The organism is Acidiphilium sp. JA12-A1 (assembly GCF_000724705.2).
GTDB lineage: Bacteria > Pseudomonadota > Alphaproteobacteria > Acetobacterales > Acetobacteraceae > Acidiphilium > Acidiphilium multivorum.
In genome coordinates, this window is record NZ_JFHO01000031.1 from 1 (window position 1) to 12,482 (window position 12,482).

Consider the following 12,482-nt stretch of genomic DNA (forward strand, 5'->3'; position numbering starts at 1 on the left):
GCTATCTGGATCTCCGATCTCTATGGCGCCCAGCGCGGTCATGCCGATGACTGGCAGATTTGCCTCGCCACCAACTCCGGGACTGCAAATTCGCGATCGAGGCGGGTGATACGATCTTCGCACCCAGAATGAAGGCCCTGCTGCTCCGCGCCGTCGTGCTGGCGCGGCGCCATCGCACGCTCGCGGACGCTACAAGACGCGCCTGGCGGCGGCGCCTCGACCATGATCTCGACGCCGTCATGGCGCTCGCCCCGATCAACCACCACGGCAGACGATTGCGCCGACGATACGGCAAGGTTCGTGATCATCTCTTCACCTTCCTCGACCACCCGGATATCGCCGCGGACAACAACGGCTCCGAGCGCGAACTCCGGCCTACCGCGACATATCGCAAGGTCACCGGAGGGTTCCGATCCAACTGGGGCGCCGATTTCTTCGCCAACGTCCGATCCGTCGTCGGGACCGCCGCGCGGCACGGCCTTGATGCCTACACCGCTATCAAAAACGCCGTCACCGGAGCATCACTGCCCATCGCCCCCCTACCGGGTTGAGCAGATACTCGGCCTCAGCTTCGAGAAAACCTTCGGCGGCAAGATATCCGAAGTCAATCCGCTGGGGACGTTCGATACCGGCAACCGCAACAACTTCACCCGCATCGGCGTCATTGCCGGCTCGTTCCTCTCGCCGACGATCTTCGCCCAGGCCCAACTCGCGACCGACGTTCAGGCCCGCGGCGGCGCCAAGAACGACATCTTCTTTCAGGTCCAGGTCGGCAAGGTCTTCTGACCTCACCCCCTGGAATGGCGGGAAGCCCGGGCCTGAGGCCCGGGCTTTTCTCATTCCGCGGTGCCGGTGGGCAGGGCGGCGCGCAGCATGGCGAGGTTGCGCTCCAGCACCGGCAGCGCCTCCTGCGCCTTCTGCCGGAAGGCCGCGTTGCGTCCCTCGCGCAGTTCGCCCTGGAACACCGCGATAGCGCTCTCATGGCTGCTGATCTCGTCGCGCAGGAACTCGACGGTCAGGTTCGGCTCGGGATGATAGCTGAGCGAGACGAGCTTTTCCTTGAGGTCAAAGGGCAGCGTGTTCGGCAGCGTCACGCCCTCCTGGGCCGCAAGGGCGCGCAGCTGCGGCTTGTAGGTCGCTGCATCGGCGCAGACCTTGTCCACCGCGGGCATCGCCGCGGGCTCGATCGGCCCCTTGCGGACGAAGGAGCAGGCGTCGATGTCGAACTGCACGAGCTGATACGCACTCGTGATGAAAGCGAGATCCGCCGGCCCGAGGGCGGCGCTTTCGGGAGCGCGTGCCGTGCTCGAGCAGCCGGCGAGGGCCAGCATCGCGGCCAGGGCGGCATATCGGAATACAGGGTTCATGATCTTGTCTCCATGAGAAAGCCGTGCGTTTGCAGAATAACGCTGGCACGCCGACTCGCGACCGTCATTGATTCATCGCATCCGGTCCGCCGCCATTTTATTGTTGCGTCGACGCAATATGCTCGCTATGGTTGTAAGATTGACGGCGCCGGCTCCCGCGACTGTTTCCGGCGAGACACTCTCCTCCCATTTTCCCTCCTGGCCCCGGTGCGCTCCGGGGCCATTTCCTTGTGGCGGAATGGCGGTAAAATTGCCCGATTTTCATGTGTTCCACACATGATCGCGGAGCGGAGTGGATTTGTTAACCCGTTCCTGTTACGTTCTCGTGATGCGTTGAGGAACAGGGATGCAAACCTGACGTAAATGACATGCTCGCGTCACCCGTGTGCAGCGTCTCTTCTGTTACATACGTTGGGCCTTGAGACATGCAGAGACGTTCGAGGCTCCCCTCCCAGAACGGTCCCGGAAGCATCCGGGGCCGTTTTTTTTCGGCATGCATTCATACTACGTAATGAGTCTAAAATTACATTAAGTATTAACGATTCCCGTTCATGTGATCACACTGGGTCCGATGGACGGAGACAGTCGTGTTGCAACGGAAGGACAATCGAACGAGCCTCGCCTTCGTGCTGACGCGCGCCGTTCCGGCGCTGCTGCTGACCCTGGCGGCCGGCGGGCTTGCCTTCCTGCTCCTCGCCTGGGCGGCCCATCAGTCCGACCGCGTCTCCTTCCAGCGGCAGGAAAGGCTGGTTGCCCTCGTCGTCTCGCAGCTGCGCTCGCAGGTTGCGCACGACCAGGAAAGCTCGACGGTGTGGGACACCGCGGTGGAGAAGGTCCGCGCCGACGACACGCACTGGATCGACGACAATCTCGGCACCTGGATGCACAGTTACTTCGGGTTCGACGGCGCCTATGTGCTGAACCCCGAAAACCGTCCGATCTACGCCTTCGCCAATGGGAGGATGACGTCCCCCGCCGCCTATGACGCGATCCGCGGACAGGTCGCGCCGCTCGTCCACGCCCTGCGGCATGACATGCGCGATGGCCATGCTACGGGGCAGGGCGGCAAGTTCCTCTCGCCCGGCATTGCCGATCTTGCGGTTGTCAGCGGCCATCCCGCGGTCATCAGCGTCAAGCCCATCGTCTCGGATACCGGCAAGATCCGGCAGGCGCCCGGCACTGAATATCTGCACGTCGCCGTCCGCTTCCTCGACGGCTCCTTCGCCCGCCGGCTGACGCGCGACTATCTTTTCAATGGCCTGCATTTCGCCTGGACTCCGGCGCACGGCCCCGGCGCCGCCGCCTACCCGGTCGACGACAATGCCGGCAAGCGGATCGGCTATTTCATCTGGCGCCCCTACCGCCCCGGCACGGCGGTGCTGTCGCGGGCGATGCCGATCCTCGGCGGGCTGCTCGCCCTGGCGCTGCTCACCGTCGCCGGCTTCCTCGCCGTCGTTCGCAGCCGCTCGCTCCGGCTACAGGCGAGCGAGGTGCGGATCCATCACCTCGCGTTTCACGATCCGCTGACGGGCCTGCCCAATCGCACCTTCTTCAACGAGAGCGCCGATGCCGCCCTCGCCGCGCTGTCCGGGACCTCGATCGCGCTGCTCTTTCTCGATCTCGACCGCTTCAAGCAGGTGAACGACACGCTGGGCCATCCCGCCGGCGACACGCTGATCCGCGAATTTGGCGCGCGCCTCCGCGCCCTGGTCCGCGAGGAGGACATGGTCGCCCGCGTCGGCGGCGACGAATTCACCGTCATGCTCGCTGGCGTTGCCGGGCGCGAGGATGTGGAGAAGCTCTGCGCGCGCATCGTCGAGTCCGTCCGCGTCCCCTTCGATCTTGATGGCAACCGTGTGTTCGTCGGGCTGAGCATCGGCGTCGCTCTCGCACCGGATCATGGCACGGACCGTATTGACCTGCTCCGCAAGGCCGACATCGCCCTCTACAGTGCCAAATCCACCGGGCGCGGCCGCTTTGCGTTCTTTGACCCGGTCATGGACGACGCGCTCCGCCTTCGCCGCGAAATCGAGGCCGACCTGCGCGCTGCCCTGCAGGAAAGCGGCGAGATCGTGCCGTATTACCAGCCCATTCACGCCGCCGCCGGCCATACCATTACCGGGTTCGAGGCGCTGCTGCGCTGGCGCCACCCCGCGCTCGGCTGGATCTCGCCCGACCTGTTCATCCCCATCGCCGAGGAAGCCGGCCTGATCGAGATGATGGGCGAGCGCGTGCTCCGCGAGGCCTGCACTGCCGCGGTCAACTGGCCGAACCGCACCATCGCGGTGAACGCCTCCGGCCCCGAACTCGCCAATCCCGGCTACGCCGAGCGGGTCGCCGCCATCCTGCGCGTCACCGGCCTGCCGCCGCAGCGCCTCGAGATCGAGATCACCGAAACCGCCGCCAACGGCCAGATCGGCACCGCAGCCGAGAACCTCGCATCGCTCCGGGCAATGGGGGTCCGCATCGCCATCGACGACTTCGGCACCGGTTTCTCTTCGCTTGCCCGCCTCCAGCAGCTCCGGGTCGACCGCGTCAAGATCGACCGCAGCTTTATTCACGGCTTCGGCGACCAGGACAGCGACGAGGTCATTGTCCGGGCGATCATCGAGCTCGCCCACGCCCGGGGGCTGCGCGTCACCGCCGAGGGCGTCGAGACACTGGAACAGCGCGAGGGCCTCGCGCGGATCGGCTGCGACGATCTCCAGGGCTTCATCTTCTCGAAGGCGCGGCCTGCCCCCGAAATCGACAGACTCGTCGAGGCCGACGACGCGCCTGCGAACGATATGCCCGCACCGCGGGGCCGTACCGCCTGATGTCAAGCGGCACTTCGCGACACGTGCGGCAGGTTGCCTGTCCGCTCCTCTGTCAACTGCCACCCATATGCAGAATTTCCGACACTGCCTGATCGGTTTGAGAAAGTGATCGCGCGCTGCCTTGCGCCTGTCCGGACGATCCTGCGGATGACCTGATCGACTTCCGCTGACCAAAATATGCCCGCCAAATCTTCGTAATCGTCGCCATCACCACATCCCGGCTCCGCCCCCATATCGTCCATGGGGGCGATTGTGGATCCAGCGTCCCCAAGAGCCCGATGCGTTGCCGATCCCCCAAACAACCTGGCCCTTATTCCATGCCGAAAGACCGTCTGATCCCGGTTGGAAGGCGATCGTACGAACGGTTGAACGTGCCGCCCCGCCCTGTCCTTTCTCCCGACTCTCTGCTTGATCCAGCGCAACGCCCGGCACATGCGGTCTGCCTAGCCTCCACACACGCAATAAGCGGCAACCTTCTTGGCGTGGAGCAAGACAATGGCCTTACGTATCGACTCATCGGAAATCATGTCCCGCCGGCGCGTCGTCGCCGGCGCCGCCGGGCTGGCTGGCCTGGCTGCCGGCCTGGTTGCCCTCAGCCGCACGGCCCGGGCGCAGGACCAGGATCAGGACCGGCTGCGCGATCAGGACAAACTGCAGGATCCCGATCAGGACCGCGATCTCGACCGTGACCGCGACCGCGACATGACGCACGACCAGATCGGCGTTGGCCGAGGCCCCGCAGCGGGCGGCCACGGGTCGGGAAGCGGCGCGGGCGGCGGCGGCGGTGCCGGCGGTGGTGGCGCTGGTGGGGGCGGAGGCCGATAGGCCTGCGCAACGTCTGTCCGGGAGGACATGCGGTCTCCACTGGCGGCAGAGCCGGGCGGCGGCATGATGAACTCGCGCGAGACTACCGCGTTTTCTGCAAGCCAAGCCCACTCGCGACAACTGTGTGTGCCCCGGAGCGATCCGGGGCCTTCTTTCCGCCCGCCGGAGCGAACCCGGTATTGGCTCAATCGGAAGCTGTCGCCGTTCATCTCAAGGAGAGGACGTGATGGGCCAGTCGGTAGAGTTGCGCGCCTCCATCAGTTGATGCACCAGACCGGCTACGGTCACGAACCCCGCCGGGAGGCCGCTTGCCTGCGCGGTCTCTCGGCCTGGTTCAACGCGCCACCGCTAGCCTGGTGTTGTCATCAGGATCGACAGCTTCACACCCTCAGCGGAGTCAATGTTGCGTGGCGAGGCGGGATGCTGCTTCGCGGGTTTGGGCCTCGCGGGTCGCAGCCAGCCGAGCGAGACCCTGCCGGCAGGCCGCGAGGATGTCAGGCGGCGCGTGTTCCGGGCGCCCAGCCTCGAAGGGTGGGGCGGGAGCGTATTCGAAGCCCAGCTGGAGGGTTTGCGCCACCTGCGGACCGGCAATCTCGGCGAGGACCACGAGCGCGAAATCAATTCCCGCGGTCACACCGCCGCCGGTGATGACGTTGCCATCGCGCACCACGCGGCCGTCATCCGGAATTGCGCCGAACGGCTTCAGCAGGTCTCGCCACGCCCAGTGGCACGCGGCGCGCCGCCCCCGCAACAGCCCGGCGGCGCCGAGGATCAGCGAACCGGTGCAGACCGAGGTGATGTAGCGTGCATCGGCGGCAAGTCGGCGGAGTTCGGAGATAAAGCCGTCGTCCAGCGCCGCGTCGAGCGCGTTTGTGCCGCCCGGCACGCAGAGAAGGTCACAGCCGGGAACGTCCGCAAGGCGGGCGGTGCGGGCGAAGACGAGGCCGTCGCTCGGCACATCGCCGCCATCGCGACTGGCGACGATGACCTCGCATCCCGGCGCGCGGATGAAGAACTGGTGCGGACCCGTGAAATCGAGCTGGGTCATGCCCGGATAGACGGCGAAGAGGATACGAAATGGCGGTGGGGACATGGGGTATCTCCGATGATGCGACCGAGTGTCCCATGACGGCACGATTGACGAAATGACCATGATCCCTCATTTCAGGCCATGGCCCGGCATATCGGCATCCTGATCTATCAGGACTTCCAGATCCTCGACGCCTCGGGGCCGATCACGGCGTTCGAGATCGCCGCGCGGCATCAGGCGGACGTGTATCGGCTGGCGATCCTCTCCGCATCTGGCGGCCCCGTCCGCTCATCGTCCGGCGCCGTGCTGGGCAGCGAACCCGCCAGTGCGGCCGGTGCGCTGGACACTCTGATCGTGACGGGCGGCAGAGGCTGCCGGCGGGCAATGGAGTGTCCCGAGATCCGTGCCTTCGTCGTGGCGCAGGCGCGGGGAGCGAGGCGGCTGTGCAGCGTCTGTTCGGGTGCTTTCCTGCTGGCGGCGGCGGGCGTTCTGGACGGGCGGCGGGTGACGACGCATTGGCGACGGACGGAGGAACTGGCGCGGCTGTTTCCGCGCCTCCTGGTCGAGCCGGATGCCATTCACATCCGTGACGGGGCGATATGGACCTCGGCGGGGATTACCGCCGGCATCGATCTGTCGCTGGCGCTGATCGCCGGGGACCTGGGCGAGGCGGTGGCGCGGCGCGTGGCGCAGGAGATGGTGGTCTATTATCGCCGGCCGGGCGGGCAGTCGCAGTTTTCGGCGCTGATCGAGATGGGTGGAGGAGACGGACGCTTCGCCGGGCTGCTCGGCTGGATGCGCGACCATCTGGACGCGCGTCTGACCGTCGAGGTGCTGGCCGAACGGGCCGCGATGAGTCCACGGCATTTCTCGCGGGCATTCAGCCGGTCGGTCGGCATGAGTCCGGCGAGGGCGGTGGAGCGCCTGCGGCTGGAGACCGCGCGCGAGCGGGTCGAACATTCCAGCATGCCCATCGAGGTGATTGCCGGGATGGTCGGGTTTCACGACCCGGAACGCATGCGGCGGGCGTTCCTGCGCGCCTTCGGCCAGCCGCCGCAGGCCTTGCGCCGCAGCGCGCAAGCGCAATGACGGCGACGGGTCACGCCGGCTGTTTCCCGTATCGGCAACGGGCAAGGAGCCGAGCGCGGGAGGTCGGACTCCCGCGCGTTGACCGGATGCGGCTACTGCATGAACCAGCCATGGCTGACGACCATCGACTGGCCGGTCAGGGCATTGCTCGGGAATCCGGCGAAATGGAGCACCGCGGCGGCGACGTCTTCCACGGTTGTGAATTCGCCGTCCACGGTGTCTTTCAGCATGACATTGCGCACGACGTCATCCTCGCTGATGCCGAGTTCCTTTGCCTGTTCCGGGATCTGCTTTTCGACCAGCGGCGTCCGCACGAAGCCGGGGCAGACGACATTGGCGCGGACATTATGTTCCGCGCCCTCCTTGGCGAGAACCTTGCAGAGGCCGATCAGCCCATGCTTCGCGGTGACATAGGGCGCTTTCAGCTTCGACGCCTCCTTTGAATGCACCGACCCGATATAGACGACCGAGCCGCTTTTCTGCGCATACATGTATTTCAGGCAGGCGCGCGTCGTCAGGAATGCGCCGTCGAGATGTATCGAGAGCAGCTTCTTCCAGTCGGAAAAGGGAAACTCGGCAAGCGGCCTGACGATCTGGATGCCGGCATTGCTCACCAGCACATCGATCCGGCCGAACCTTTCAGCGGCGGCGGCAACGCCGTCCTCCACCTGTTGCTCGTCGGTGACGTCCATCGAAACCGCCAGCGGCGCCGGCCCGAAGGTCGCGATGGCGCTTGCCGTCTTGCGTGCGGCGTCGAGATCGAGATCGGCGATCACGGCGTGGCCGCCTTCTCTGGCGAACTGTTCAGCGATGGCGCGGCCGATGCCGCTGGCGGCGCCGGTGATGATGCCGACCTTGCCGTCGAAACGGGCCATGGGAAAATCCTTTTCTCTTGAGGGGAATCCGGAGGGTCGATCAGGCAAGATAGTCGTGGACGACCTCGCCGAGATCGAGCGTCATGTCCGCGAGGATGTGGGAGGCGGCGACGACTTCGCGAACCGGCAGATCGGCGACCGGGGCGAGGGCGTGCGGATAGAGCGCGAGCGCGGCGGGACCGGTCCAGGCACCTTTCAGGACGATGTCGCTCATGTGATAGCGCACCAGTTCGCAGATGCGTGGCGAACCGTCGACATGCGGGATGATCTTGAGCAGGAAGTTCGGCTCATGCATCGAGGAGAGAACCGGATCGTGATCGAGCGTATGGTGCTTGTAGCCCATCGTGCCGGTGGCCACCCGGATTCGGCCGTAATCGAGCGTGCCAACCAGCGTGTCGATTTCGACTTCCAGGACCGGGCGCGCGAGTTTCTTCGGAAAGCCCCAGATCTCCCGTCCGCCGGCGATCGGCGGATGGTCGTTCAGGAACATCGAATGGACATAGACCCCAGGTTTGCCCTTGTAGCGAACCGGTATCACCTGGCCAGACTCCGTGTAGTCGCCGAAGCCGGTGCTGTCGGGCATGCGGATGAATTCGTATTTCACCACGTCATCGGCGAGTTCGAGCGGTTCGGGGACGATCTTCTCGAGCGCCGCGCGATCGGTGCGGTAGGTGATGATCATGTATTCGCGATTGACGAAGCGATAGGGTCCTTTCGGAAAGCCCGGGCTCGTCAGCGGCATCGCAAAGGCGGTTTCCCTGATCGTTGCTGCATCCATCGTGGCAATGCTCCTCGTCAAGATTCGGTTTTGGCGATGTCGAAGGTCCGCATGCCGAGTTCGTGCGGGTGTGGTTCGCGCCACGGTGCCGCGACCAGCGCGCGCGAGGCATCTTCGTGACCGTGGCGCCATCGTTCCGTGGCGGTGGTACGGTCGAACTGCACGTCCTTGTCGGCGCCCTGCGGATGCTCGGGGCGGTAGATCAAGTGTACGACATCGATCTGTGCCGGGCAGGAAAATTCTTGGAGATGCTTCGCGATCGGATCGTCGCGCAACTCGGGCGGCAGCTTTTCAAGGAAGGCGCAGACCCGGCGGCGCAGGTCCTGGCGGCGTTTCTCCGCGTCGGTGCCATAGCGCGTGCGGCTTGAATAGCGGATGTCCTTCTCGCGTTCGGCGACGCCATCGAGCGTTTTCGGCATCGGCCCACGGGCCGGAAACAGGTCCACCTGGAAGACCAGGCTATTCTCGCGCGGTTCGCAGCGCATCATGTATTCGAGCGGAGTGTTCGAGACGAGCCCGCCGTCCCAATAGGCCTCTCCATCGATTTCGACCGGCGGGAAGCCGGGCGGCAGGGCGCCGCTGGCCATGATGTGCTGCGGCGTGATCCGGCACTCGGCATTGTCGAAATAGATCATGTTGCCTGTACGAATCTGCACGGCGCCAACGGCAAGCCGCGTGGTGCCGCTATTGATCAGGTCGAAATCGACGAGTTCTTCGAGAGTCTGGCGCAGGTGGGCCGTATCGTAGAAGCTGAGCGGGTTTTCCGTAATGAAGTCGACCGGATGGCGGGGGCGGAAAAAGCCGGGTTGGCCGAACAGGACCGCGTTGAGCGCGCCGAGCTTCTTCTCGGCGGCGACCTGCAGGGACAGGGCGGGAGGAATGAAACCCGGCCGTGGGGTCGTGACGCGCTTCCAGAATTCGCGAAGCCGTTCGAGGCGGCGCTCCGGCGGATTGCCGACGATCAGGCTTGCATTGATCGCGCCGATCGAGACGCCGATGATCCAGTCGGGGTCGTAGGCGTGCTCCGCGAGTGCCTCGTAGGCGCCGGCTTGGTAGGCACCGAGCGCGCCGCCGCCCTGCAACAGAAGGACGTTCCGCAACCCCGTGGCGCAAGCCGGGGTGGCGGCGGAGGGCTGTCGGGATCTCCGCTTGTTCGTGACCGACATCGGGTAAGCCTTTCCATTGGAGCCTGGCAGGGTTCGGCAAGGCGGTGGCGACAGGCGAGGTGCGGCCAGGTTGAGCCCGCGCGGCAGGATCGATCCGGAACCGGTGACCCGCCATGCGAATGCCGACCCGCCGATATTGACTGCCCTGATTTTGTGCGCTGCGGTAGAGGTCGCGATGACGTGTCAATAACACGTCATCGTCAGAAGAGGCCGTCGGCGACCGGCCGATCGGAAAAATTGCCGATACTGCAAGGACAATCCAGAAACGCACTGGTTCCGGAGCCGGTGTTGTATCACCGTATCTTGAAGCAGCGGGCGTGAACCTGCGGCCGCGGATCCTGATGTCATGATCGGCAACGGGACGATACGATGCCCGGAGCGATCCGCATCACGCAGGTCTGGACTCGTCGCCATAGGCGAGACGGCGTCGGGAGAGGGCGGCCGCGAACAGGTCCCGGGCGATCTTCACGGGGCCGAGAAGCGTGCCATGCTCGATCACCACGGCCGCAGCGAAACGTGGCCTGTCGAGCGGCGCGTAGCCCACGAACAGCGCATTCGGCCGGTCCTGCCACGGCAGTTCGGCATCGTTGTAGTTTTCGGCTTCCATCTCGGCGCTTTCCCCGATGACCTGGGCCGTGCCCGTCTTGCCGGCCATCCTGGCACCCCGGAGCGCGAGGCGGGCGCCCCAGGCGGTGCCGAGGGGCGTGTTGACCACCTCCGCCATACCCTGGCGGACCAGGGCCAGGTGACGATCCGAAAGGGAGAGCGTGGTTGCCGCCGGATGGGTTCGCTCGACCGCTCCGACCGTCCGGATGATTCGCGGGCGAACCGCCCGGCCGGTGCCGATGCGTGCCGCCATCACGGCGAGTGCGAGCGGCGTCAGGACGGTGTAGCCCTGACCGATCCCCTGAACCGCCGTATCGCCCTTCGTCCAGTCGATTTGCCGCTGTTTCGCCCACCGGCGCGTCGGGATGAAGCCTTCGGCGACATTCGGCAGGGCGAGCGCTTCGCGGCCCGTCAGGCCGAGATGCCGGGCCATCGCGGCCATCCGGTCGATTCCGGTGCGCATCGCGACGTGGTAGAAAAAAATGTCGCAGCTCTGCTGCAGGGCCGAGGCGACGTCCATCGAGCCGTGGCCGGAGCGGAGCCAGCAATAGAAGATCCGGTTGCCGATCTTCATGTGTCCGGAACAGAAGAACCTTGTGTCGCCGGTGATCGCGCCGGCTTCGAGTGCGGCGAGGGCGACGGTCGGCTTGAAGGATGAGCCCGGGGCATAGAGTCCGCCGGTCGCACGGTCAGTAAGCGGATGATGCGCCGCCTTCGAGGTCCAGCGCCGCCAGACATGATCGGGCACACCGTCGTCGAACCAGGTCGGGTCGAACGAGGGCGCGCTGGCCATGGCGAGCAGGTCGCCTGTGCTGGTGTCGATCAGCACCGCGGCGCCGGGCCGCCCGTTCAGGGCGCCGGCAGCGGTGCGCTGCAATCCGGCATCGAGGGTGAGACCGACGGCGTGCCCCTCGCGCGCCGGGCGTCGCGTGATGACGCGAACGACGGCCCCGCCGGCGTCGACCTCATCCTCGACGATGCCGGGCGATCCGAAGAGCGCGGCATTGGCCGATTTTTCGATGCCGCTGCCGCCGACGCGCACACCCGGCAGGGCGAGAACCGGCTCGCGCCCCGCATCGGCGCTGTCCGGGCGGACGACGTAGCCCACCGGATGGGCGGTAAGCGGGCCGAGCGGGTAGAATCGCCGGAAGCCGCGATCGATGATGAGGCCGGGCAGCGATGGCCTGTGAACTTCGAGTCTGGCCATCTCGTCCCAGCCGAGATCCTTCTTGACGAGGATCGGCAGGAAATGGATCGGCCCGGTGGCGAGCTTCGCAAGCCGGGCGCGATCGGCCGGCGACAGCGACACGATCCGTTCCAGGCGCGCGATCGTGGCGGCAGGGTCAGACGCCGCCGTCATCAGGAACAGGGCCTGCCATTGCTGGCGATTGCCGGCCAGAATGACGCCGTTGCGGTCAGTGATCAGTCCGCGTTCCGGCGCGATCAGCCGTTCGCTCACCGCGTTCTTGCGGGCGAGCCGGCTGTAGCGGCTGTGATCGACGATCTCCATCTCGTAGAGTCGCGCAGTCAGCGCCGAGAACAGCGCGACCTGGCTGCCTCCGATGATCATGGCGCGCCGGGTGAAGACGGCACGCTGCTTCTTGTCGCGTTGCGCGTTCATGCGGGCGGTCTGCCTCGCGCCGCGGCCGGTGCCAAGACACGGTTCGATGATCGTTGCCGGTCTCACGCGGCTTTGACTCCCCGCGGCGTGAAACGGGGCGGTTCGCCATATGTGGCATGGCAGGGTTTCGCACCGGGCGGCCGGCGTGCAAGGGCATGTGACCTGGCGGGGGTCGTTCTGGCGGAAAGCCGCGGCGCTGCGTCCTGGTCACCGGGTCGTTGCCCGGATGGGGGCGCGCGACTGGCCAGATGGCGTCCTTGACGGCACGGCGGCTTGTCACTCTATGTTGACCGAGGCCCGGCGCGGGCG

Annotated in this window: 11 protein-coding genes; 5 read left to right on the top strand and 6 right to left on the bottom strand. The window is 65.9% G+C overall.

Features of this window, described 5'->3' with window-relative positions; all coding sequences use genetic code 11:
* Nucleotides 1-59: 59 nt before the first annotated feature.
* Nucleotides 60-551 (top strand): transposase, encoded by a 492-nt coding sequence (locus RT91_RS05855; RefSeq protein WP_160321844.1) that lies wholly within the window; start codon nt 60-62, stop codon nt 549-551.
* A complete protein-coding gene (locus tag RT91_RS05860) occupies nt 484-786 on the top strand; it encodes a hypothetical protein (RefSeq protein ID WP_035186185.1) in 303 nt (100 codons plus the stop codon). The genes RT91_RS05855 and RT91_RS05860 overlap by 68 nt, the downstream gene beginning before the upstream one ends.
* Nucleotides 787-836: 50 nt before the next feature.
* Here the strand turns inward: RT91_RS05860 and RT91_RS05865 are convergent, their stop codons facing one another.
* The gene (locus RT91_RS05865) at nt 837-1,367 is read right to left on the bottom strand and encodes a DUF4142 domain-containing protein (RefSeq protein WP_007422107.1); all 531 of its coding nucleotides are present in this window, start codon (nt 1,365-1,367) and stop codon (nt 837-839) included.
* A gap of 587 nt (nt 1,368-1,954) precedes the next feature.
* Here RT91_RS05865 and RT91_RS05870 point away from each other — a divergent pair.
* Nucleotides 1,955-4,183, top strand: coding sequence for a bifunctional diguanylate cyclase/phosphodiesterase (locus RT91_RS05870; RefSeq protein WP_035186188.1), 2,229 nt, complete (start codon nt 1,955-1,957; stop codon nt 4,181-4,183).
* 495 nt (nt 4,184-4,678) lie between these two features.
* Nucleotides 4,679-5,008 carry a hypothetical protein gene (locus RT91_RS22300; RefSeq protein ID WP_196796278.1) on the top strand — a complete coding sequence of 110 codons (330 nt, stop codon included), beginning with the start codon at nt 4,679-4,681 and terminating at the stop codon, nt 5,006-5,008.
* A 397-nt stretch (nt 5,009-5,405) separates the two neighbouring features.
* On the opposite strand, the gene RT91_RS05880 is transcribed toward RT91_RS22300, so the two are convergent.
* On the bottom strand, nt 5,406-6,101 hold the full coding sequence (locus RT91_RS05880) for a DJ-1/PfpI family protein (RefSeq protein WP_035186191.1): 696 nt from the start codon (nt 6,099-6,101) through the stop codon (nt 5,406-5,408).
* A 78-nt stretch (nt 6,102-6,179) separates the two neighbouring features.
* On the opposite strand from RT91_RS05880, the gene RT91_RS05885 reads away from it, so the two are divergent.
* Entirely contained in the window at nt 6,180-7,127 is a 948-nt protein-coding gene (locus tag RT91_RS05885; RefSeq protein ID WP_013639484.1) for a GlxA family transcriptional regulator, read from the top strand.
* Between the two features lie 92 nt (nt 7,128-7,219).
* On the opposite strand, the gene RT91_RS05890 is transcribed toward RT91_RS05885, so the two are convergent.
* The 4 genes from RT91_RS05890 to mrdA form a co-directional block, all read right to left on the bottom strand.
* Nucleotides 7,220-8,002, bottom strand: a complete 783-nt coding sequence (locus RT91_RS05890; RefSeq protein ID WP_035186193.1) for a 3-hydroxybutyrate dehydrogenase — start codon at nt 8,000-8,002, stop codon at nt 7,220-7,222.
* Nucleotides 8,003-8,042: 40 nt separating this feature from the next.
* Nucleotides 8,043-8,780 (bottom strand): acetoacetate decarboxylase, encoded by a 738-nt coding sequence (locus RT91_RS05895; RefSeq protein WP_007422113.1) that lies wholly within the window; start codon nt 8,778-8,780, stop codon nt 8,043-8,045.
* Between the two features lie 17 nt (nt 8,781-8,797).
* Nucleotides 8,798-9,946, bottom strand: a complete 1,149-nt coding sequence (locus RT91_RS05900) for a patatin-like phospholipase family protein (protein ID WP_035186194.1) — start codon at nt 9,944-9,946, stop codon at nt 8,798-8,800.
* Between the two features lie 388 nt (nt 9,947-10,334).
* Nucleotides 10,335-12,239 (bottom strand): penicillin-binding protein 2, encoded by a 1,905-nt coding sequence (mrdA, locus tag RT91_RS05905; RefSeq protein ID WP_013639487.1) that lies wholly within the window; start codon nt 12,237-12,239, stop codon nt 10,335-10,337.
* Between the last annotated feature and the right edge of the window lie 243 nt (nt 12,240-12,482).